29 protein-coding genes are annotated in these 21,810 nt (G+C 58.8%); 20 read left to right on the forward strand and 9 right to left on the reverse strand.

What is annotated here, in order from left to right; all coding sequences use genetic code 11:
- The first annotated feature begins 51 nt into the window (after positions 1–51).
- From V3W40_RS30610 to V3W40_RS30630, 5 genes are all read left to right on the forward strand, one after another.
- Positions 52–768, forward strand: coding sequence for a DUF969 domain-containing protein (locus tag V3W40_RS30610; protein ID WP_065927249.1), 717 nt, complete (start codon positions 52–54; stop codon positions 766–768).
- The gene (locus tag V3W40_RS30615; protein WP_330216275.1) at positions 765–1,715 is read left to right on the forward strand and encodes a DUF979 domain-containing protein; all 951 of its coding nucleotides are present in this window, start codon (positions 765–767) and stop codon (positions 1,713–1,715) included. Before V3W40_RS30610 ends, V3W40_RS30615 begins: the two co-directional genes overlap by 4 nt.
- 7 nt (positions 1,716–1,722) lie before the next feature.
- Entirely contained in the window at positions 1,723–2,328 is a 606-nt protein-coding gene (gene pcp, locus V3W40_RS30620) for a pyroglutamyl-peptidase I (RefSeq protein WP_065927251.1), read from the forward strand.
- Between the two features lie 62 nt (positions 2,329–2,390).
- Positions 2,391–2,837 (forward strand): anti-virulence regulator CigR family protein, encoded by a 447-nt coding sequence (locus tag V3W40_RS30625; protein WP_065927252.1) that lies wholly within the window; start codon positions 2,391–2,393, stop codon positions 2,835–2,837.
- A 133-nt stretch (positions 2,838–2,970) separates the two neighbouring features.
- Positions 2,971–3,648, forward strand: a complete 678-nt coding sequence (locus V3W40_RS30630; RefSeq protein WP_330216276.1) for an HAD-IA family hydrolase — start codon at positions 2,971–2,973, stop codon at positions 3,646–3,648.
- Between the two features lie 19 nt (positions 3,649–3,667).
- Here the strand turns inward: V3W40_RS30630 and V3W40_RS30635 are convergent, their stop codons facing one another.
- The 3 genes from V3W40_RS30635 to csrA all read right to left on the reverse strand — a co-directional run bounded on the left by V3W40_RS30635 (position 3,668) and on the right by csrA (position 4,718).
- A complete protein-coding gene (locus V3W40_RS30635; protein WP_027604093.1) occupies positions 3,668–3,964 on the reverse strand; it encodes a hypothetical protein in 297 nt (98 codons plus the stop codon).
- Between the two features lie 101 nt (positions 3,965–4,065).
- A complete protein-coding gene (locus V3W40_RS30640; RefSeq protein WP_027604094.1) occupies positions 4,066–4,311 on the reverse strand; it encodes a hypothetical protein in 246 nt (81 codons plus the stop codon).
- Between the two features lie 212 nt (positions 4,312–4,523).
- Positions 4,524–4,718 (reverse strand): carbon storage regulator CsrA, encoded by a 195-nt coding sequence (csrA, locus tag V3W40_RS30645; RefSeq protein WP_027604095.1) that lies wholly within the window; start codon positions 4,716–4,718, stop codon positions 4,524–4,526.
- Between the two features lie 262 nt (positions 4,719–4,980).
- Between csrA and V3W40_RS30650 the strand changes: the two genes are divergently transcribed.
- On the forward strand, positions 4,981–5,346 hold the full coding sequence (locus V3W40_RS30650; RefSeq protein ID WP_330216294.1) for an SPOR domain-containing protein: 366 nt from the start codon (positions 4,981–4,983) through the stop codon (positions 5,344–5,346).
- 30 nt (positions 5,347–5,376) lie between these two features.
- Here the strand turns inward: V3W40_RS30650 and V3W40_RS30655 are convergent, their stop codons facing one another.
- The 3 genes from V3W40_RS30655 to V3W40_RS30665 all read right to left on the reverse strand — a co-directional run bounded on the left by V3W40_RS30655 (position 5,377) and on the right by V3W40_RS30665 (position 7,602).
- Positions 5,377–6,066: an endonuclease gene (locus V3W40_RS30655; protein WP_027604097.1), complete on the reverse strand. Its 690-nt coding sequence runs from the start codon at positions 6,064–6,066 to the stop codon at positions 5,377–5,379.
- Between the two features lie 4 nt (positions 6,067–6,070).
- Positions 6,071–6,322, reverse strand: coding sequence for a DUF1654 domain-containing protein (locus V3W40_RS30660; protein ID WP_174562738.1), 252 nt, complete (start codon positions 6,320–6,322; stop codon positions 6,071–6,073).
- Positions 6,323–6,513: 191 nt separating this feature from the next.
- Entirely contained in the window at positions 6,514–7,602 is a 1,089-nt protein-coding gene (locus V3W40_RS30665; protein ID WP_010209102.1) for an asparaginase, read from the reverse strand.
- Positions 7,603–8,157: 555 nt separating this feature from the next.
- Between V3W40_RS30665 and V3W40_RS30670 the strand changes: the two genes are divergently transcribed.
- From V3W40_RS30670 to V3W40_RS30700, 7 genes are read left to right on the forward strand one after another with little or no spacing between them, the layout of a single operon-like run.
- Positions 8,158–9,117: a sugar ABC transporter substrate-binding protein gene (locus tag V3W40_RS30670; protein WP_330216277.1), complete on the forward strand. Its 960-nt coding sequence runs from the start codon at positions 8,158–8,160 to the stop codon at positions 9,115–9,117.
- Between the two features lie 57 nt (positions 9,118–9,174).
- Complete coding sequence (locus tag V3W40_RS30675) at positions 9,175–10,728, forward strand: sugar ABC transporter ATP-binding protein (protein WP_330216278.1); 1,554 nt, start codon at positions 9,175–9,177, stop codon at positions 10,726–10,728.
- A complete protein-coding gene (locus V3W40_RS30680; RefSeq protein WP_330216279.1) occupies positions 10,725–11,702 on the forward strand; it encodes an ABC transporter permease in 978 nt (325 codons plus the stop codon). The genes V3W40_RS30675 and V3W40_RS30680 overlap by 4 nt, the downstream gene beginning before the upstream one ends.
- Before the next feature lie 3 nt (positions 11,703–11,705).
- Positions 11,706–12,728 (forward strand): LacI family DNA-binding transcriptional regulator, encoded by a 1,023-nt coding sequence (locus V3W40_RS30685; protein WP_065927258.1) that lies wholly within the window; start codon positions 11,706–11,708, stop codon positions 12,726–12,728.
- A 23-nt stretch (positions 12,729–12,751) separates the two neighbouring features.
- A complete protein-coding gene (gene rbsK / locus V3W40_RS30690) occupies positions 12,752–13,669 on the forward strand; it encodes a ribokinase (RefSeq protein ID WP_330216280.1) in 918 nt (305 codons plus the stop codon).
- Positions 13,666–14,070, forward strand: a complete 405-nt coding sequence (gene rbsD / locus V3W40_RS30695) for a D-ribose pyranase (RefSeq protein WP_065927260.1) — start codon at positions 13,666–13,668, stop codon at positions 14,068–14,070. Before rbsK ends, rbsD begins: the two co-directional genes overlap by 4 nt.
- A 26-nt stretch (positions 14,071–14,096) precedes the next feature.
- Positions 14,097–15,125, forward strand: a complete 1,029-nt coding sequence (locus V3W40_RS30700) for a nucleoside hydrolase (RefSeq protein WP_027604105.1) — start codon at positions 14,097–14,099, stop codon at positions 15,123–15,125.
- Positions 15,126–15,151: 26 nt separating this feature from the next.
- Here the strand turns inward: V3W40_RS30700 and V3W40_RS30705 are convergent, their stop codons facing one another.
- Entirely contained in the window at positions 15,152–15,364 is a 213-nt protein-coding gene (locus V3W40_RS30705; protein ID WP_027604106.1) for a hypothetical protein, read from the reverse strand.
- Between the two features lie 154 nt (positions 15,365–15,518).
- Between V3W40_RS30705 and V3W40_RS30710 the strand changes: the two genes are divergently transcribed.
- Positions 15,519–15,824: a hypothetical protein gene (locus V3W40_RS30710; RefSeq protein WP_065927262.1), complete on the forward strand. Its 306-nt coding sequence runs from the start codon at positions 15,519–15,521 to the stop codon at positions 15,822–15,824.
- A 142-nt stretch (positions 15,825–15,966) separates the two neighbouring features.
- The gene (locus tag V3W40_RS30715; protein WP_027604108.1) at positions 15,967–16,287 is read left to right on the forward strand and encodes an I78 family peptidase inhibitor; all 321 of its coding nucleotides are present in this window, start codon (positions 15,967–15,969) and stop codon (positions 16,285–16,287) included.
- Between the two features lie 73 nt (positions 16,288–16,360).
- Here V3W40_RS30715 and V3W40_RS30720 read toward each other — a convergent pair whose 3' ends face one another.
- Together V3W40_RS30720 and V3W40_RS30725 are read right to left on the reverse strand one after the other, a co-directional pair.
- On the reverse strand, positions 16,361–16,573 hold the full coding sequence (locus V3W40_RS30720; protein WP_003234260.1) for a cold-shock protein: 213 nt from the start codon (positions 16,571–16,573) through the stop codon (positions 16,361–16,363).
- Between the two features lie 289 nt (positions 16,574–16,862).
- Complete coding sequence (locus tag V3W40_RS30725) at positions 16,863–17,177, reverse strand: hypothetical protein (protein ID WP_027604109.1); 315 nt, start codon at positions 17,175–17,177, stop codon at positions 16,863–16,865.
- A 367-nt stretch (positions 17,178–17,544) separates the two neighbouring features.
- Between V3W40_RS30725 and thrS the strand changes: the two genes are divergently transcribed.
- The 5 genes from thrS (at position 17,545) to pheS (ending at position 21,786) form a co-directional block, all read left to right on the forward strand.
- Positions 17,545–19,467 (forward strand): threonine--tRNA ligase, encoded by a 1,923-nt coding sequence (thrS, locus tag V3W40_RS30730; RefSeq protein ID WP_048719014.1) that lies wholly within the window; start codon positions 17,545–17,547, stop codon positions 19,465–19,467.
- Entirely contained in the window at positions 19,467–20,018 is a 552-nt protein-coding gene (infC, locus tag V3W40_RS30735) for a translation initiation factor IF-3 (protein WP_015884933.1), read from the forward strand. The genes thrS and infC overlap by 1 nt, the downstream gene beginning before the upstream one ends.
- Positions 20,019–20,078: 60 nt before the next feature.
- Positions 20,079–20,273 (forward strand): 50S ribosomal protein L35, encoded by a 195-nt coding sequence (gene rpmI, locus V3W40_RS30740; protein WP_002553160.1) that lies wholly within the window; start codon positions 20,079–20,081, stop codon positions 20,271–20,273.
- 30 nt (positions 20,274–20,303) lie between these two features.
- Positions 20,304–20,660 (forward strand): 50S ribosomal protein L20, encoded by a 357-nt coding sequence (gene rplT, locus V3W40_RS30745; protein WP_003174975.1) that lies wholly within the window; start codon positions 20,304–20,306, stop codon positions 20,658–20,660.
- Positions 20,661–20,769: 109 nt separating this feature from the next.
- Positions 20,770–21,786 (forward strand): phenylalanine--tRNA ligase subunit alpha, encoded by a 1,017-nt coding sequence (pheS, locus tag V3W40_RS30750; RefSeq protein ID WP_065927263.1) that lies wholly within the window; start codon positions 20,770–20,772, stop codon positions 21,784–21,786.
- The last annotated feature ends 24 nt before the right edge of the window (positions 21,787–21,810 follow it).

Raw genomic sequence — 21,810 nt, forward strand, 5'->3', positions numbered from 1 at the left:
TCACATCCTGCTGTAATGGCGCCGCAGCGCGCACTTAAGGACCTCTCCGCCATGCAAACTGTTGTGAACTTATGGCCGTTGATCGGCGTACTTGTGATCGTGGTTGGCTTTGTTTTGCGTTTCAATCCGCTGTTGGTGGTCACCGCCGCAGCTATCGCCACCGGGCTCGCTGCCCACTTCCCGCTGGAGAAAATCCTCGCCACTATGGGGGATGGTTTCCTACAGACTCGCGCCCTGCAATTGATCCTGTTGTTGCCCCTCGCCGTCATCGGTTTGCTGGAGCGCCACGGCTTGCGCCTGCACGCGCAGAACTGGATTGCGCGGTTTGAGCGCGCCACGGTCGGACGCCTGCTGATCATCTATCTGTTTGTACGCGAATCCACTGCAGCCATGGGCTTGACCAGCCTCGGCGGGCACCCGCAGATGGTGCGCCCGCTACTGGCCCCGATGGCCGAAGGCGCGGCGGAAAAGCGCTACGGCAAACTGCCGGACAAACTGCGTCACAAGGTGTTGGCCATGTGCGCCGCCACCGATAACGTCGGCCTGTTTTTTGGTGAGGACATCTTCGTCGCCTTTGGTGCGATTGCGTTGATGCATACCTTCCTGCTCGGTTCGGGGATTGATGTGGAGCCGCTGCACATTGCGGTGTGGGGTATTCCTACGGCGATTTGCGCCTTTATCATTCACGCGCTCCGACTTCATCGGTTTGACCGAAGACTGACCCGCGAGATGACGACCGCCGCGACCCCTGTGGAGGCCGCGCTATGATCATCTCTATCCAATACCTGTACTGGCTCGCCGGGGTCCTGCTGCTGATCACCGCCGGCATGATCCTGTTGGATCGAACCCATCCCAAGCGCTGGTCCAGCGCACTGTTCTGGCTGCTGTTCGCCATCCCGTTCCTGGTGGGGGAGCGCCTGCCCTCGGTGGTGGTCGGTGCGGGAGTGGTGGTGATGGCGCTGATCGCCGGCCTGGGCGGCGTCGGCCGTGGCACCCATGCTGAGTTGCATGACAAGGCTTCGCGCGCCAGTGCCGGCCGCCTCGGGCACAAGCTGTTTATCCCGGCGCTGGCGATCCCCCTGACCACCGTGATCGGTTCGGTCTTGCTCAAGCACACCCAGATTGGCGGGGTACCGCTGCTGGATCCGAAAAACACCACCTTCGTGTCCCTCGGCATCGGCTGCCTGATCGCCCTCGGCCTGGCGTGCTGGCTGACCCGTGATACCCCGGTGCAAGCCTTGCGCGAATCCCGGCGACTCACCGAGGCCCTGGGCTGGGCCATGGTGCTGCCGCAGATGCTGGCGATGCTTGGCCTGCTGTTCAATGAAGCCGGTGTCGGCACGGCTGTCGCCCATGTCACCACCACCTACATCAACCTGGATTTCAAGTTGGTGGCGGTCATGGTGTACGTGTTGGGCATGGCGCTGTTTACGGTGATCATGGGCAATGGCTTCGCGGCGTTCCCGGTGATGACCGGGGGCGTCGGCGTGCCGGTGCTGGTGGGTATCTACGGCGGTAACCCGGCGGTGATGGCCGCCATCGGTATGTTCTCCGGCTACTGCGGTACGCTGATGACGCCGATGGCGGCCAACTTCAATATCGTGCCGGCGGCGTTGCTGGAGTTGCCGGACAAGAACGCGGTGATCAAGGCGCAACTGCCGACCGCGTTGATGATGCTGGTGGTCAATATTGTCCTGCTTTATATGTTGATGTGAGGCGACGATGCGAACTGTATTGCTGACGGGGTTCGAGCCCTTTGATCAAGACCTGGTGAATCCTTCCTGGGAAGCTGTGCGCCAGTTGGATGGCGTGCAACTCGACGATGATGTGCGCATTGTTGCGCGCCGATTGCCCTGTGCGTTTGCCACGGCGGGTGAATGCCTGCTCCAACTGATCAGTGAGCTGCGTCCGGCGATGGTCATCGCCACTGGGTTGGCCCCCGGGCGCAGCGAAATATCCATCGAGCGGGTGGCGATCAACGTCAACGATGCACGCATCCCCGATAATCTGGGGGAGCAGCCCATCGACACGGCGGTGGTGGTCGGCGGCCCGGCGGCGTACTTTTCGACGCTGCCGATCAAGGCCATGGCCAGGGCGGTGCGCGAAGCAGGGATTGCGGTGTCGGTATCGCAGACGGCGGGCACATTCGTGTGCAACCAGGTGTTCTACCGCTTGCAGCACGAACTCGCGGGCACCGGTGTACGCAGTGGTTTTATCCACGTGCCGAACCAGCTGGGAGCGGGCCTGGTCGATGGGCTGCGCACCGCGGTGTCGACGGCGTGGAATACCCCGGTGGATGTGCTGGAAGTGGGCGGTCAGGTGAGTTGACGTCCCACGGGTGCGATAACCTCGACTACAGTTCAGCTACATTCCTGTGTTGGATAATCGCCATGATCAAGTGCCCGAAATTCGTGTCTGTTGCGCTTTCGCTTGTGTTGTTTGCCGCTGGCGGTATGGCCCTGGCTGATCCAGGCAATGGCAAGGGGCAAGGCAACGATAAAGGCAATGGTCACGGCGGACAGGGGCATGACAAGCCCAAGGGCAAGGGTGCAGCAGGCAGTCGCGGCCCCAGTGTAGACCGTGGCAGCGTGCTGAATGTGTTGGGCGGTTATCGCGACTACTGGAGCCCGGGGCCCGCCTTGCCGCCTGGCATCCAGAAGAACCTGGCCCGCGGCAAGCCGCTGCCGCCGGGCATTGCCAAGAAACTGGATGGGCGTTTGTTGGGCCGCTTGCCCCATTACGATGGGTACGAGTGGCAGCAGGCGGGCACCGACTTGATACTGGTGGCCATCGCGACGGGCATCATCTACGAAGTCCTCAATGGCGCCCTCGATTGAGCTGGCGGTGTCGCCCGCATGGCGCTCGACGCCGCCGTGTTATTGCCGGCGTCGTTGGCGTTTACAAGCCGCCAGGTGATCCGTAGATTGCATTGCGTCGATTATTCGTTTCAGCTCACGAGGAAACCCCGCAGTGTCCATCCGAGGTTCAGCCGTATTTACCCGCCCTTACCGCGCCTTTCTGTTCGATATGGATGGGACTCTGCTCAATTCGATTGCCGCCGCCGAGCGGGTATGGAGCATCTGGGCTGAACGCCATGGGCTGGAGGTGGCGACGTTCCTGGCCACCATCCATGGCGCCCGGGCGATCGACACCATCACGCGCCAGGCCTTGCCCGGCGTCGACCCGGAGGTTGAAGCGCAGTGGATTACCGAGGCTGAAATCAATGATGTGCAAGGTGTCGTTGCGATTGCCGGTGCCGTCGAGTTTCTGAACCGCTTGCCCGGCGATCAGTGGGCGCTGGTCACCTCTGCACCCAGGGAACTGGCGTTGCGTCGACTGCAAGCGGCAGGTATTACGCCGCCAGCGGTGCTGGTCACGGCTGAAGACGTGGATATCGGCAAGCCGAACCCTGCCTGTTATGTGCTCGGTGCGCAGCGCCTGGGGGTGTCGACGCAGGATTGCCTGGTGTTTGAGGATGCGACGGTGGGGATCCGTGCAGGGGAGGCGGCTGGCGCGGATGTGATGGTCGTGACCTCGACGCACCTCAAGCCCATGGCGACGGAGCATCCTTCGATCGATGGGTATGAACAGCTGCAGGTGCAACGCAGCGCTGATGGCCTGCTGTACTTGGCGCGCGCGACGGGCTGACGCAGCAAGGCCGAGCCGGCTACCGGACTCGGCCTGTTTCGCGGGTGGCTGGATCAGGCGACGCCTGCATTCGATCACTGCGCATGCCTTGGCGTGATAGCACCATTTCCCTGAGAATCTCGTTGGCGAGCCGGGCAATCGCTTCGGCACCGCGATAATGCGCGCGCACGATTCCGGTGATTGCGAAGTGATCGGTTTCCGGGCCGCTGAGCACGGCCGAGAGGGTGCCGTCGGCGTGCAGCGTACAGGTGACCGTGTAGCTGGGCAGGCGGGCTGCCAATTCAGATTCGATTTGGGTTTTAGTGAGCGTGTCCATCTGTACCGGCACCTTCTACTGACTGTGCAAACACACCCAAGGATAGGTCCTGCTGCGAGGCTGTAAATACCAGCGATCTGAAAGCGAATCGGGGGTGGGCGTCAGCGTACGGTTTTGCGCACGATGCGTTGGCACAACTTGCGCTGCACGGCCATCTGGATGGGCTTGAGGCAGAACATGAACAGGTAGCCACACAGCAGGAGTACCAGGTCCAGCCGCGAACGGGGCGCTTCGGCGCCCTCTATTTCAAGCTTCAGGCCATATTCCAAGCCGACAAAGACCAGCCCCGTCAGCAGGGCGATCATCCAGGATCTGGAGAAAAATGGCTGGGCATTGCCTGGCAGCATCGACGTGCTCCTAAGTGCACACGGATGGCGGGATATCAGTCAGAGGATTCGGTTGCAAAGGGTGTAATAAGTTCCAGGCGTGAAGATAGTTTCATCTTGATGCATGGATGGGCATGCGGCAAAAAGCGCTTCGCGCAACAGAGACAAAAGCAGACCAAAGAGGTTTTCGCCAGCCGTTACAGTGAACGAAAGGGCTGGCTACTGAGGGCGCTTCAAGGCGTCTGGTTTTTGTCCGGAGCGGACAGACCGGCCTGGATGCGCTGGTAAATCTCCTCGCGATGCACGGCAACATCCTTGGGTGCGTTGATGCCGATTCGTACTTGCTGGCCGCTGACGCCCAGGATGGTGATCGTAATGTCATCACCGATGTTTATGCTTTCACCGACTTTGCGGGTGAGTATAAGCATGGACTTCTCCTTGATTACTTTTAAGGACACATGTTCAGACAGGGCAGGTGTCGTATGTGTGTAGCTTACTGCTAAGCGCGTCCCTGTGACTGCCTCTTTTAGGACGCATAGAGGCGACATTAATTCCCATGGCGGCATCATACAGGTCTGGGATACATCATTCGCATTGTTTAAGCCAACGTTTATGACGGCCAGAATAGACAGTGAATGATAAAGTCGCCTCTTTATCCGTTGAAGGAGCAGGGCAGTGCGTAAAGTAGCGATGGCAATTGCGGTGTTGGCATTGGCCGGTTGCGGTGAAGGCAAAAGCGTCGATGCCCCCAAGGCCAAGCCTGCCGTAACCGAAAGCCAGCCACAAACCGGCGCGATTGCTGCCCAGGAATGGGACCTGCGAGTAGGCCCGCCGGACCACAAGCTGCAGGCAATCACCGACCTGACCGCCTGGTTGCTCGAACACGGGTTCAGTTTTTATATCGTGAAGGTCGACGGCAAGGACGAAGTGCTGCTGGGGCCATTTGCAACCAGGGCCGAGGCCGAAGCCAAGCAGACGCTGCTCAACGAGAAGATGGCGCGGGCCAAGAAAACTGACACGGTGTCCGAGATCATCGAGCACAAGACCGCGCAGTAACCGCTGATTGGGCGGCAGTGCCGCCCCTGTTCAACCGCAGGCTTTCAGGTTAACCGGGCCGACAAACTCATTGCCGCGCCCCATCACGCACGCCACCGTCTGGTTCCGCTGACGCTCCCAGGCTTGTACCGGATAGGTCTTGTTCCAGGCTTCGTACAACTGGCGATCCTGTTTCGACAGGCGCAAGCCGTACTGCTTGCTCATGTAGAAATACGTGCGTGCGATCATCCCGCGAATGGACGGGCGCGGCATGACCTTCTTGGCCTTGAAATCCACCTGGGTCAGGCACGAACCGTATTGCCCGCTTTGCACCGGCAGCCAGCCAAAACTGAAGTTACTTCGATCTCCATTGACCTCGCCGATGCTCGGCACCAGGTTGTGCAGATCCGCTTCGGCACGCTTGAATACGTCGTCATGGCGGGTGCAGTTCTTGCGTCCACCGTCCTGCCAGCACTGGCGCTGATGTCCGATCTGCCAGGCCGGAACAATGTGCTCCCACTCGATGCGCGCGGCACGGTTGGCGTTTTTGCGTGGGATGTAGCCGCAGGCTTTCAGGTCAACGCGGTTGCCGGTGTATTTGCAGCCGCAATAGAACTCGGTGGATTGTGGCGCGTACAGCTTCCAGGCGACCTTTTTGGCTTCGCTGAAGGTTCGGGGCGCCTGGGCATGGGCAGTGACAGCAAAAAGCAGGCAGCACACTGCAATAAAACGGGCACTCATTGAATCAATCTTCCTTCGGCACAACCCAGAAAATCTGCACGCCGCCGTCATCCCGATAGGCGAGGGTGACGTTGTCGTTCTCCGCGATTTCCTCCAGCAAGCGCTGCCACTCGTCTTCTGGCTCGTCCGGCAAGCGGAAGATCAAGGCTGCCTTGGCTTTTTGGGCGTTGGTGGAGTTGATGATCTTTTGCACACGAATGGCCAGGCGTTCGTAGGCATCAGGTGGGGTTAGGGCTGCGGAAGAGGACTTTGCCACGGAGTGTTCCTTAATAAGCTGTACGTGCATACAGTATTTAACTGTAGGCAATTTCGCAACTGCTTAAAATTCAATAAGTTCGTCTGACGGCAATTTAGGCGAGTTGATGTAAGGCGGGGAGGTGTTGGTTGCGGGATTTACGCAGGAGGTAGAGGCGGGTAAACCCGCCCCTACAGAGATGTCAGCAGGAATCAATATTCCCAGAACATCCGTTGCAGTTCTTTGCTGTCCTGGGTCTTGGTCAGGGCGACCATTGCCAGAATCCGCGCTTTCTGCGGGTTCAGGTCGAGGGCGGCGACCCAGTCGTATTTGTCGTCCGGCTGTTCGGCATTACGCAGCACCATGCCCCCGGCATTTACGTGGGAAGAACGGATGATCTGCACACCTTGTTTGCGCAATTCCACCAGCGCAGGAACCACTTTGGACGACACCGAACCATTGCCGGTGCCGGCGTGGATGATGGCTTTGGCGCCAGCCTGGGCCAGTGCCTTGTAGGCGGTGTCGCTCACGTTGCCGTAGCCGTAGGCGATTTCAACATCGGGCAGGCTCTTGATGTTCTTGATGTCGAACTCCGAGTCCATGGTGTGACGCTTGGCCGGCAGGCGGAACCAGTAGGACTTGCCTTCAACGACCATGCCCAGCGGGCCCCATGGGCTCTTGAAGGCTTCGGTCTTGATATTGATCATCTTGCTGACGTCGCGACCCGATTGGATCTCGTCGTTCATGGTCACCAGTACGCCTTTGCCGCGTGCATCCTTGCTGCCGGCCACGGCGACGGCGTTGTACAGGTTGAGCATGCCGTCGGCCGACATGGCGGTGCCTGGGCGCATGGAGCCGACCACCACGATAGGCTTGTCGGTTTTTTCCACCAGGTTCAGGAAGTAGGCGGTCTCTTCCAGGGTGTCGGTACCGTGGGTGATCACGATGCCGTCCACGTCCTTGCTGTCGGCCAGTTCGGCGACGCGGCGACCCAGTTGCAGCAGGTTCTCGTTGTTGATGCTTTCGGACGCAATTTGCATCACTTGCTCGCCACGCACATTGGCGATCTGGCTAAGCTCAGGAACACCGGCGATCAATTGCTCGATACCGACTTTGGCAGCCTGGTACGTCGCACTGTTGGCGGCGCTGGCGCCCGCGCCGGCAATGGTGCCGCCGGTGGCGAGGATCACCACGTTGGACAGTTTGGTCTTGGATTCAACCTCCTTTGCCTGGGCGGCAACGGGGAATAGCAGCAGAAGGGCCAACGCCCCCGGAACAAAGTTCTTCAATGCAGATTTCATTATTTTTCTCTCTGGTTTTTGATGAGTGCTGTAGCAGGTTCATCTAGAACACCTGGGCATTGCTGAATGCCTCCAGGCGCTGTGTAGGAGCAGGATCTGTACCATGCCGAATATGTTCGAGCATATAAATTAACTTGTTGATATATATAAATTTTTATTGATTGAGCGATGAGGTTTTGCTTGCTGGATGTCCGGCTTTCCGAACAACCTGAGGTGTGGCGTTCGGTTGTCCGAAAGTTATGACGAAAGAATCCTGAGTGCCGCGCCAAAACCTGTCGTTTCAGAGAACGACCGAACGTGGCAGATGTTTAAGAGCGGCCTTCGCAGGACGGGAGAGCCGGGGCTGGAGGTCTTGCATGAAAGGCCATGTTCTACCGTTGACAAATCTCGACAAGGTTCTCATAGTTTGGCTAACGCAAACGTTTGCGAGATGTTTCATGAGACCCTTGATTAGAGTCTCCTGTCAGCTCGTATCAGCCACCCGGGTGGGAGGGCCGCCGAAGCACACTTCGGTGCACGCGTTGCTCACAATAATCATAAGATCGGAGTGAACCCATGAAGCTGCCATTCGCTGGACGTCTTCTTGCTATCGCTGTGCTTGCTGCCGCATCCGCCGCCTTACCTTTCTCCCCTGCATTCGCTGATGACGCTGCCGCCAAACCCAAGGTCGGCCTGGTGATGAAATCCCTCGCCAACGAATTTTTCGTGACCATGCAGGACGGTGCCAAGGCGTATCAGAAAGATCACGCCGCCGATTTCGACATGATCACCAACGGCATCAAGGACGAAACCGATACCAGCGCGCAAATCGGTATCGTCAAGCAGATGATCCTGGCCAAGGTCAATGCCATCGTTATCGCGCCTGCTGATTCCAAGGCACTGGTAAAAGTGCTGGAGGATGCCTCTAAAGCCGGGATCAAGATCGTCAACATCGATAACCGCCTGGACCCGGACGTGCTGAAAAGCAAAAACCTCGATATTCCCTTCGTCGGCCCCGACAACCGCAAAGGCGCCAAACTGGTGGGCGACTACCTGGCCAAGCAACTGGCTGCCGGCGACAAGGTCGGCATTATCGAAGGCGTACCGACCACCACCAACGCCCAGCAGCGCACCGCGGGCTTCAAGGATGCGATGGACGCTGCCGGTATGAAGATCGTTTCCACCCAATCCGGCAACTGGGAAATTGACCAGGGCCAGAAAGTGGCCTCGGCCATGCTGAGCGAACACCCGGACCTCAAGGCGCTGCTGGCCGGTAACGACAACATGGCCCTGGGCGCAGTCTCCGCCGTACGTGCTGCAGGCAAGGCCGGTAAGGTGCTGGTGGTGGGTTACGACAACATCGACGCCATCAAGCCGATGCTGCAGGACGGTCGTGTTCTGGCGACCGCCGACCAGGCGGCTGCGCAGCAAGCGGTGTTCGGTATCCAGAACGCCCTCAAGCTGGTCAAGGGTGAGAAAGTCGATGCCAAGGATGGCATGATCGAAACCCCGGTCGAACTCGTCCTCAAGAAGTAATCCTGGCAGCACCCAACAGCGTCCGCCCGTCCTGGGCGGACGCCTGGAGATTTTCCTATGTCATCTTCCGCTCCGAACGCTGTCCTCTCGGTCAGCGGTATCGGTAAGACCTATGCCCAACCGGTTCTGGCCGACATTACCCTCACGCTTAACCGTGGTGAAGTACTGGCGCTGACCGGTGAAAACGGCGCGGGCAAGAGTACCTTGTCGAAGATCGTCGGCGGGCTGGTCACCCCGACCACCGGGCACATGCAATTCCAGGGGCAGGATTACCGTCCGGCCAGCCGTACCCAGGCTGAAGCGTTGGGCGTGCGCATGGTCATGCAGGAACTCAATCTGCTGCCGACGCTGACCGTGGCCGAAAACCTGTTTCTGGATAACCTGCCCAGCCACTGTGGCTGGATCAGCCGCAAGCAATTGCGCAAAGCCGCGATCGAGGCCATGGCCCAGGTCGGCCTGGACGCCATCGACCCGGACACCCTGGTCGGCAGCCTCGGCATCGGCCATCAACAGATGGTCGAGATCGCCCGCAACCTGATCGGCGACTGCCATGTGCTGATCCTCGACGAGCCCACCGCGATGCTCACGGCCCGCGAAGTCGAGATGCTGTTTGAGCAAATCACCCGCCTGCAGGCCCGGGGCGTGGCGATCATTTATATTTCGCACCGGCTCGAAGAACTGGCCCGTGTCGCCCAGCGTATTGCGGTACTGCGCGACGGCAAACTGGTCTGCGTCGAGCCGATGGCCAATTACAACAGTGAACAACTGGTCACCTTGATGGTGGGCCGGGAGCTGGGTGAACACATCGACCTGGGACCGCGAAGCATCGGCGGCCCGGCCTTGACCGTGAAGGGCCTGACCCGCTCGGACAAAGTCCGCGACGTATCCTTTGAAGTGCGTGCCGGTGAGATCTATGGCATTTCCGGCCTGATCGGCGCCGGTCGTACAGAGTTACTGCGGCTTATCTTCGGTGCTGACCTGGCCGACAGCGGCACCGTCGCCCTGGGTTCGCCGGCCCAGGTGGTGAGTATTCGCTCGCCGGTGGATGCCGTGGGTCATGGCATTGCCCTGATCACCGAGGACCGCAAGGGCGAAGGGCTGCTGCTGACCCAGTCGATCAGTGCGAATATCGCACTGGGCAACATGCCGGAAATTTCCGCTGGCGGCCTGGTCAATAGCCGCGATGAAACTGCCTTGGCCAAGCGCCAGATCGATGCCATGCGGATCCGCAGTTCCAGCCCGGCGCAATTGGTGTCCGAACTGTCCGGTGGCAACCAGCAGAAAGTGGTGATCGGCCGCTGGCTGGAGCGCGACTGCTCGGTGATGCTGTTCGACGAGCCCACCCGTGGCATTGATGTCGGTGCCAAGTTCGATATTTATGCCTTGCTGGGTGAATTGACTCGCCAGGGCAAGGCGCTGGTGGTGGTGTCCAGCGACCTGCGTGAACTCATGCTGATCTGCGACCGCATCGGCGTGCTGTCCGCCGGGCGCTTGATCGAGACCTTCGAGCGCGACAGCTGGACCCAGGACGAATTGCTCGCCGCCGCCTTTGCCGGCTATCAGAAACGTGATGCGCTGCTCAACGACGCAGTGCTTAGGGATACCCCATGAAACTAACAACTTCCCCCGGTAAAGCCGGCGGCAACTTCTACGGCCTGGGCACCTACCTGGGGCTGGCCGGTGCATTGCTGGCGATGATCGCGCTGTTTTCGGTGCTCAGTGATCACTTCCTGTCCTATGACACGTTCAGCACCCTGGCCAACCAGATTCCTGACCTGATGGTGCTGGCGGTGGGCATGACCTTCATCCTGATCATCGGCGGTATCGACCTGTCGGTGGGCTCGGTGCTGGCGTTGGCGGCGTCGGCGGTCAGCGTGGCGATTCTTGGCTGGGGCTGGAGTGTTTTGCCGGCTGCCGTACTCGGCATGGGCTGCGCCGCGTTGGCCGGCACTATCACCGGCTCGATCACCGTGGCCTGGCGCATTCCATCGTTTATCGTGTCCCTCGGTGTGTTGGAAATGGCGCGTGGCGTGGCGTACCAGATGACCGGTTCACGCACGGCCTATATCGGCGATTCGTTTGCCTGGCTGTCCAACCCGATAGCCTTCGGCATTTCGCCGTCGTTCATCATCGCTTTGCTGGTGATCATTGCCGCCCAACTGGTATTGACCCGCACCGTATTCGGTCGTTACCTGATCGGTATCGGCACCAACGAAGAAGCTGTGCGCCTGGCCGGGATCAATCCCAAGCCGTACAAGATTCTGGTATTCAGTCTCATGGGCCTGCTGGCCGGTGTGGCGGCGTTGTTCCAGATTTCGCGCCTGGAAGCGGCGGACCCGAATGCCGGTGCCGGCCTCGAGCTGCAAGTGATCGCCGCAGTGGTGATCGGCGGCACCAGCCTGATGGGCGGGCGTGGTTCGGTGATCAGTACCTTCTTCGGTGTGTTGATTATTTCGGTATTGGCCGCCGGCCTGGCGCAGATCGGTGCCACGGAGCCCACCAAGCGCATCATCACCGGTGCCGTGATCGTGATCGCCGTGGTCCTGGATACTTATCGCAGCCGTCGTGCCAGTCGGCGAGGCTGAACCATGGCAACGATCAAGGATGTGGCCGCGATTGCAGGTATTTCCTACACCACCGTGTCCCATGTGGTGAACAAGACGCGCCCGGTGAGCGAGCCGGTACGGATCAAGGTTGAAGCGGCGATCAAACAGCTCGACTACGTGCCCAGTGCCGTCGCGCGTTCGCTCAAGGCCAAGACCACGGCCACCATCGGATTGCTGGTGCCCAACAGCCTCAACCCGTATTTTGCCGAGCTGGCCCGGGGCATCGAGGATTATTGTGAGCGTAACGGCTACTGCGTGATTCTCTGCAACTCCGACGACAACGCAGAGAAGCAGCGTAGCTATTTGCGGGTGTTGCTGGAGAAGCGCGTCGATGGCTTGATCGTGACTTCGGTAGGCGGTGATGACAGCGGCCTCGCCGCAGGCTTGAGCGCCGTGCGCACGCCCATGGTGATTGTCGACCGGGCGCTGGATGGCATCGATGTCGACCTGGTACGCATCGACCACGAGGAGGGCGCCTACCTGGCGACCCGGCACTTGCTTGAGCTGGGGCATCGGGACATCGCCTGCATCGGCGGCCCGGCCCACACCCGCGTCGCGCAAATGCGCCTGGCGGGTTACCAGCGTGCGCTCCATGAAGCCGGTGTGGCGGTGGTGGCCGATCGCATCCAGGAAAGCGACTTCACCAGCACCGGCGGTTATGCTGCTGCCGTGCAATTGCTGGCGCAGAACCCGCCCAGCGCGATTTTTGCCAGCAACGACATGATCGGCTTCGGCGTGTTGCGGGCGGCGGCGGAGCGCAATATCCGCGTGCCCGGTGAACTGTCGGTGATCGGTTTCGATGACATTCAAATGGGCCGCTACGTGTACCCGGCGCTGACCACGGTCGGGCAGTCGATCCTGCAACTGGGCGAGACCGCGGCCGAGCTTTTACTGCGACGAATTGCAACCCCCCAACTGCCGATCGATCAACGCATCGTGACGCCGAGCATCGTGTTGCGTGAATCGACGGCGCCCGTCGCCGGTGTGTTCGCCCAATACCGCTGAACCGAATTGATGAGTACTGATGTATGCCAGCAAAAGTAGTGGTAATAGGCAGCTTGAACATGGACCTGGTCACCCGCGCGAGTCGGCTGCCCCGTGCCGGTGAGACCCTGGTCGGCCAGACGTTTTCCACGGTGCCTGGCGGCAAGGGCGCCAACCAGGCCGTGGCCTCGGCGCGACTGGGTGCGGATGTGGCAATGATCGGCTGTGTCGGTAGCGATGCCTATGGCACTGAACTGCGTGGCGCCTTGCTGGTGGAAGGTATCGATTGCCAGGCGGTGAGCACCGTGGACGGTTCCAGTGGCGTGGCCTTGATTGTGGTGGACGACAGCAGCCAGAACGCGATTGTGATCGTTGCCGGCAGCAACGGCGAGCTGACACCCGCCTCACTGCAGGCGTCCGATGCGGTGCTGCAGGCTGCCGATGTGATTATCTGCCAGCTGGAAGTGCCGATGGATACCGTGGGCTACACCCTCAAGCGCGGTCGTGAACTGGGCAAGACCGTGATCCTCAACCCGGCGCCGGCCAGCGGCCCGTTGCCCGCCGACTGGTACGCCTCGGTCGACTACCTGATTCCCAACGAAAGCGAAGCCAGCGCACTGAGCGGCGTGACAGTCGACTCCCTCGACAGTGCCAAGGTCGCGGCGACACGGTTGATCCAGGCGGGAGCTGGCAAAGTCATTATTACCCTGGGTGCCCAAGGTGCGTTGTTTGCCGATGGCCAGGGCTTTGAGCACCTGGTGGCGCCCAAGGTCAAGGCGGTGGATACCACCGCTGCCGGCGATACCTTTGTCGGTGGTTTTGCCGCAGCACTGGCCAGTGGCAAAAGTGAAGCCGAGGCCATCCGTTTCGGCCAAGTCGCGGCAGCCTTGTCAGTCACCCGTGCTGGTGCGCAACCCTCCATTCCTACGCTGTATGACGTTCAAGGTTTTGTGCTTTTATGAAAAAGACGCCTCTGCTCAATATCGCCTTGTCGCGGTTGATCGCATCCCTGGGCCATGGTGACATCCTGGTGATCGGCGACGCCGGCCTGCCAGTGCCGCCCGGGGTCGAGTTAATCGACCTGGCGCTGACCCAGGGCATTCCCGACTTCATCAGCACCTTGCGTATCGTGCTCAGTGAAATGCAGGTGGAAAGCCACGTGCTGGCGGAAGAAATCCTGCTCAAGCAGCCACCCGCGCTGACGGAGCTGAACGCTTTGGCTGAACAGGCCGCCCTCGGCGAGCGACGTCTGCTCAGCCATGAACAATTCAAGCAACTGAGCCGTAGCGCGCGCGCTGTCGTGCGTACCGGCGAGTGCCAGCCTTACTGCAATATCGCGCTGGTCTCCGGCGTAACCTTCTAGAGTTTCCCAACGACAAGGAGTGTTTTATGCAACGTGGTCTGCCAACCCTGAAAAACCTGTTTCGGAGTGTCCTGCTTTTGTCCGCACTCACTGCTGCCAGCGCCCAAGCGGCGGAAAAAATCGACTTGATCATCGACACCGACCCAGGTGCCGACGACGTGGTGGCCTTGCTCTTCGCCATGGCTTCCCCGGACGAATTGAACATTCGTGCACTGACCACCGTCGCCGGCAACGTGCGCCTGGACAAGACCTCGCGTAACGCGCGCCTGGCCCGCGAGTGGGCCGGGCGTGAAGAAATCCCGGTGTACGCCGGCGCACCCAAGCCGCTGTTGCGCACACCGATCTATGCCGAGAACATCCATGGCAAAGAAGGTATTTCCGGCGTCACCGTCCATGAGCCTAAAAAGGGCCTGGCCGAAGGCAACGCCGTTGATTACCTGATCAAGACCCTGCGTGCGGCCAAGCCTCACAGCATCACCATTGCCATGCTCGGTCCGCAGACCAACCTGGCGCTGGCCTTGACCCAGGACCCGGAAATCACCCAAGGCATCAAGGAAGTGGTGGTGATGGGGGGCGCGCACTTCAACGGCGGCAATATCACCCCGGTTGCCGAGTTCAACCTGTTCGCCGATCCGATTGCAGCCGAGATTGTGCTCAAGAGTGGCGTCAAGCTGACCTACCTGCCGCTGGACGTGACCCACAAGGTGCTGACCAGCGAGGCGCGCCTGAAGAAGATCGCCGACATCAACAACAACGCGAGCAAGGTCGTCGGCGATATTCTCAATGAATACGTCAAGGGCGATATGGAACACTACGGCATCCCGGGCGGCCCGGTACATGATGCCACTGTCATCGCCTATCTGCTCAAGCCGTCCTTGTTCACAGGGCGTCAGGCCAATATGGTGGTGGACAGCCGCGAAGGCCCGACCTTCGGCCAGACCATCGTTGATTGGTACGACGGCCTGAAGCAGACAAAAAATGTGTTCTGGGTTGAGAACGGCGACGCCCAGGGCTTCTTCGATCTGCTCACCGAGCGCCTGGCACGCTTGAAGTAACCCGGTCGACGTTCGCCAGCCGGTTCTTATTCGCGCTCGGGGTCTGGTGCCCCCATGTGATCGGCCGGGTATTTTTCGAATACCTGGCCGATGAACGCCTGTGCCGCCTGGGTGCCGAGTTCCTTGACCAGCAGGTCGATACCGATGATTGCCAGTTCCTCCGGGCTTCCTGGGCTGTAGGAACTTTGTCCTTGGGGCCATTTGGCTTTGATGTCGGCTTGGAGCGTTACGGTGGTCATGGAAGTCTCACGGATTGAAATGCTGGGCAATGCGCTGGAACGCGGCTCTAACCGGCGCAGTTAATCATTTTGCGCGGGGTTTGGCACTGCTACTTAGGCATGAAGCAGGTGCTGTGCGACACTGTCCTCCTGTTTAATTGCCGGGGGACCCCGCGTGCAGATCGATTTGAATAACCCCGAGAACCTGACACTGGCCGCCGTGCGTCAACTGATCGCCAGTGCCAGTGATGACGAGCATACCCAGTTGCGTGTAACCAGGGCCGGAATTGCCTACATATCTTCTGGGGTGGTGGGAGGCACTGACATCGATGGCCTGCTGTTCCGCCTGGAGACCTGGGCCAAGGGTTCCGGTTATGTCGGCAATGTCGCGGCCAGCGACGAGGTCTGGGTTACACAGATTTTCAATGCGCTGAAGCAGAACTGGCCGAAGCCGCCGTTTGATTACATCGACGTCTACTGATTGCGCTCATATTTGGTCACGATTGATCGGGCGAATGCCTGCTGATAGTCGGGCAGACTTACCTATCGGCGGTTTACGTTTTGAAACCTATCAGCCAGACCGCTGTCGCACGATCTCTGTTCATTTTTCAATAGGAGGCTTCATGCCTTGGAAGCTCGCATCATTCGGTACTTTGTTGGCAGCACTCGCGTTGGCGGGTTGCAGCACCCCGGGTGCCTCTGAGCCAGCCAAAGACGCCGCCGTGACCGATGCCGGTCATAGCCGCTGTGAGTCGAAGGCCGCCGAATTCAGCATTGGCCAGAAAGCCTCGCCGCAGTTGCTGGAGCAGGCCCGTACCCGTGCTGGCGCACAGAACGCGCGGATCCTCAAGCCCAACGATATGATCACGCTGGAATACCGCTCCGACCGCCTGAACCTGAACACCGATGACAACCTGGTGATCACACGCGTTAATTGCGGCTGATCGTTTCCAGGCTTTTGCAACGCTCATAAAAAACCCCGTCACATGGACGGGGTTTTTTTAGCTCAGCGGAGAATTACTCGCCGCGAACCTGTGCAGCTTGCATACCCTTTTGGCCTTTCTCAGCCACGAAGGAAACGGTTTGGCCTTCTTTCAGGCTTTTGAAACCGTCGCTTTCGATAGCTTTGAAGTGTACGAACAGGTCGTCACCGCCACCTTGAGGAGTGATGAAGCCGAAGCCTTTTTCATCGTTGAACCATTTAACGGTGCCGGTTTGGCGATTAGACATGGTGTATCTCCAAGAAACATATATTTTCAGTAGTGCTGTGCTGCTCAGGCCAACTGGGCACACTGGGCTATCATAGTCGAAATGTTCGGCTTGGGAGCCCCCCCAAGGCATTGTTTGCTAATCAATAGCGTTGCGTTTGCTACTTGTGTCGGCTGAAAGCCCCGATCTACGGGGCTTCGGCGCGAAATATCAGCTGGTAAAAAAAGCCGTAAAAGCTGCGTAATTTGTGCGAAATGGCAGTTTTCAGGCTGTTTTCCTGCCAAAACGGCCGTCTGATCAAGGCCCGATCTTACTTTTTCTTCACGACTTTGCAGGACGAAATAGCCGCGACTGCCTTGTTTTTAAGCTCCGGGCTGGCGTTCTGGTTAGTCATGAGCTCTTTGATTTCCGCAGTGCTCAATTCGGCGTTGATCTTGTCGGCGCCACATTCGCAGTGGGCCTTGGCAGTCTTGACGTCTACGTTCTGGCTGGCGGCCGCGCTGCAGTCGCTGACGAAACTGTCACGGGCACCGGCTGGCCAATTGGATGGAGCGGCAGCCTGCGCGCCGAGGGAAAGGAGGCTCAGGGTAGCGGCGAAAGCGAGGGTCGAGGTAAAACGCATCATGGGATGCTCCTTTGATTCGAGGACGAACGGCGATTCTCAGTGGGTTTGAGGTGTGGCGTACAGCTCAAGTTCACTTTTGCAGCTATAAAGGCTGGAATTTGTCTTTGCAGCGGATACTGCCGGCGCGATGACCGTTCATCTGTGCTAGCATCTTCGGCCTGGCTAATTCCGGGCGCGCCATTTGCCGCCTTGCCGTGTTTCTTTTCAGCTCACTCCAGTCACTGTGGTTCGATTATCGGTTGGCCGAAAGGCTCCTGCCGCTGTAAGGCAGGCGTTCATCACTGAACGGCCTGGTGTTGGATCTTGTACTGGCTCATCCCAACCCACGTGACCTTTGGTAGGGGTCACCACTAGGAGAGGAGGCGCCATGCCAACTATTACTCTTCCCGACGGCAGTCAACGTTCATTCGATCATTCGGTTTCCGTAGCCGAGGTCGCCGCATCCATTGGTGCTGGCCTGGCCAAGGCCACCGTGGCCGGCAAGGTCGATGGCAAGCTGGTTGACGCCAGCGACCTGATCACCTCCGATGCCAGCCTGCAAATCATCACGCCCAAGGATCAAGAGGGGCTGGAGATCATTCGCCACTCCTGCGCGCACTTGATTGGCCATGCGGTCAAGCAGCTGTATCCGACTGCGAAGATGGTGATCGGCCCGGTCATCGACGAAGGCTTTTATTACGATATCGCCTACGAGCGTCCTTTCACCCCGGACGATCTGGCCGCTATCGAACAGCGCATGCACGCCCTGATCGAAAAAGATTACGACGTCATCAAGAAAGTCACTCCGCGCGCCGAAGTGATCGACGTGTTCACTGCGCGTGGCGAAGACTACAAGCTGCGCCTGGTGGAAGACATGCCGGACGAGCAGGCCATGGGCCTGTACTACCACGAAGAATACGTCGATATGTGCCGTGGTCCCCACGTGCCGAACACGCGCTTCCTCAAGTCCTTCAAGCTGACCAAGCTGTCCGGTGCCTACTGGCGCGGCGACGCGAAGAACGAGCAACTGCAACGCATCTACGGTACTGCCTGGGCTGACAAGAAGCAGCTGGCCGCCTATATCCAGCGCATTGAGGAGGCCGAAAAACGCGACCACCGCAAGATCGGCAAGCGCCTGAACCTGTTCCACCTCCAGGAAGAAGCGCCGGGCATGGTGTTCTGGCACCCGAACGGCTGGACCCTGTACCAGGTGCTCGAGCAGTACATGCGCAAGGTTCAGCGCGACAACGGTTACCTGGAGATCAAGACCCCACAGGTCGTTGATCGCAGCCTGTGGGAGAAATCCGGGCACTGGGCCAACTACGCCGACAATATGTTCACCACCCAGTCGGAAAACCGCGACTACGCCATCAAGCCGATGAACTGCCCATGCCACGTGCAGGTGTTCAATCAAGGCCTGAAGAGCTATCGCGAGTTGCCGATGCGCCTGGCCGAGTTCGGTGCCTGCCACCGTAACGAGCCATCGGGTGCGTTGCACGGCATCATGCGGGTACGCGGCTTCACCCAGGACGACGCCCACATCTTCTGTACCGAAGAGCAGATGCAGGCCGAATCCGCCGCGTTCATCAAGCTGACCATGGACGTTTATCGTGATTTCGGCTTTACCGAAGTCGAGATGAAGCTGTCCACTCGTCCGGAAAAACGCGTCGGTTCCGACGAACTGTGGGATCGCGCCGAAGCGGCCCTGGCCGCAGCGCTAGACAGTGCGGGCCTTGCGTACGATCTGCAGCCGGGTGAGGGGGCCTTCTACGGGCCGAAGATCGAGTTCTCGTTGAAAGATTGCCTTGGCCGTGTCTGGCAATGTGGTACCTTGCAGCTCGATTTTAACCTGCCGATCCGTTTGGGAGCCGAATACGTCTCCGAAGATAACAGTCGTAAACACCCGGTTATGCTGCACCGGGCGATCCTCGGCTCGTTCGAACGGTTCGTCGGTATCCTGATCGAGCACTACGAGGGTGCGTTCCCTGCGTGGCTGGCTCCGACTCAGGCAGTGATCATGAATATCACTGATAAACAGGCGGATTTTGCTGCTGAAGTTGAAAAAACTCTCAACGAAAGCGGATTTCGTGCCAAGTCCGACTTGAGAAATGAAAAGATCGGCTTTAAAATCCGCGAGCATACTTTGCTCAAGGTTCCCTATCTTTTGGTTATCGGAGATCGGGAAGTAGAGATGCAGACTGTCGCTGTGCGTACTCGTGAAGGTGCTGACCTGGGCTCGATGCCCGTCGCCCAGTTCGCTGAGTTCCTCGCGCAAGCGGTTTCCCGGCGTGGTCGCCCAGATTCGGAGTAATTATTATTAAGCGTGAAATGAGACAAGATAAACGAGCTGCACCGAAAGCCCCGATCAACGAGAATATCTCGGCACGCGAGGTTCGGTTAATTGGCGCTGACGGCGAGCAGATTGGCATCGTCTCGATTGATGAAGCGCTTCGTATTGCAGAAGAGTCCAAGTTGGACCTGGTGGAAATCTCCGCCGATGCAATCCCACCCGTTTGCCGGGTGATGGACTACGGCAAGTCGATCTTCGAAAAGAAGAAGCAGGTTGCCGCGGCGAAGAAGAACCAGAAGCAGATTCAAGTAAAAGAAATCAAGTTTCGTCCAGGGACGGAGGAAGGGGATTACCAGGTAAAACTGCGCAACCTGGTACGTTTCCTGAGTGATGGGGACAGGGCCAAGGTATCCTTGCGATTCCGCGGCCGTGAGATGGCCCACCAGGAGCTGGGGATGGAACTCCTCAAGCGGGTTGAAGCTGACCTGCTCGAGTACGGTTCGGTCGAACAGCATCCTAAGATGGAAGGACGCCAGCTGATCATGGTCATCGCCCCGAAAAAGAAGAAGTAATCAACAGGGCACGGCAGGCCTTCTGATTATGTTTATCAACTGAATGCGGAGTATCCGAACATGCCAAAGATGAAGACTAAAAGTGGTGCTGCTAAGCGGTTTCTGAAAACTGCTAACGGTATCAAGCACAAGCACGCTTTCAAGAGCCACATCCTGACCAAAATGTCGACCAAGCGTAAGCGTCAACTGCGCGGTAGCAGCTTGCTGCATCCGTCTGACGTGGCAAAAGTCGAGCGCATGCTGCGCCTTCGTTAATTTTTGGATCAAGAATAGAGGAAGTAACTCATGGCTCGTGTAAAGCGTGGCGTCATTGCCCGTAAACGTCACAAAAAAATTCTGAAACTCGCTAAAGGCTACTACGGCGCGCGTTCACGCGTATTCCGTGTTGCCAAGCAAGCGGTAATCAAGGCAGGCCAATACGCCTACCGCGACCGTCGTCAGAAAAAACGTCAGTTCCGCGCTCTGTGGATCGCTCGTATCAACGCTGGTGCACGTGTTAACGGTCTGTCTTACAGCCGTTTCATCGCTGGCCTGAAAAAAGCGTCCATCGAAATCGACCGTAAGGTTCTGGCTGAACTGGCCGTGAACGAAAAAGCGGTGTTTGCTGCGATTGTCGAGAAAGCTAAAGCCACCTTGGCTTAAGTACCCCCGACAGTCACCCTGGGCTGCGCCTGTAGCCCAAGGTGGTAAACGTCATAAATAGGGGAAGAGCCTTCAAGCTCTTCCCCTATTTTGTATCTGGAGTCTGTACATGGAAAACCTGGACGCGCTCGTCGCTCAAGCTCTTGAGGCTGTGCAAAGCGCTGAAGATATCAATGCCCTGGAGCAAATCCGGGTTCACTACCTTGGCAAAAAGGGTGAATTGACTCAGGTGATGAAGACCCTGGGAAATTTGCCGGCTGAAGAGCGCCCGCAATTCGGCGCGCTGATCAACGTTGCCAAGGAGCGTGTCACAGAGGTGCTCAATGCGCGCAAGGCGACCATGGAGGAGGCCGATCTCGCAGCCAAACTCGCCGCCGAGTCCATTGATGTAACCCTGCCTGGTCGTGGCCAGGCCTCGGGCGGTCTGCATCCGATCACCCGGACTCTGGAACGTATCGAGCAGTTCTTCACCCATATCGGCTACGGCATTGCCGAAGGCCCTGAGGTCGAAGACGACTATCACAACTTCGAGGCGCTCAACATCCCAGGCCATCACCCGGCCCGGTCGATGCACGACACCTTCTATTTCAATGCAAACATGCTGTTGCGCACCCATACCTCCCCGGTACAGGTCCGCACCATGGAAGCGAACAAGCCGCCGATCCGCATTGTCTGCCCAGGCCGTGTGTACCGCAGCGACTCCGATATCACCCACTCGCCGATGTTCCACCAGGTCGAAGGCCTGCTGGTTGATCGCGACATCAACTTCGCCGACCTCAAGGGCACCATCGAAGAGTTCCTGCGAGTGTTCTTCGAGAAAGAGCTGGCGGTGCGTTTCCGTCCATCATTCTTCCCGTTCACCGAGCCATCCGCAGAAGTCGACATGGAATGCGTGATGTGCAGCGGTAAAGGCTGCCGCGTCTGCAAGCAGACTGGCTGGCTGGAAGTGATGGGCTGCGGCATGGTTCACCCCAATGTGCTGCGCATGTCCGGGATCGATCCGGAAGAGTTTTCGGGCTTTGCTTTCGGCATGGGCGTTGAGCGTCTGGCCATGCTGCGTTACGGCGTGAACGACTTGCGTCTGTTCTTCGACAACGACTTGCGGTTCCTCGCGCAATTTCGCTAGTCGTAACGAATCTTTAGGAGAGCA

The organism is Pseudomonas sp. AM8, from assembly GCF_036346475.1.
GTDB classification, from domain to species: Bacteria; Pseudomonadota; Gammaproteobacteria; order Pseudomonadales; family Pseudomonadaceae; genus Aquipseudomonas; species Aquipseudomonas marginalis.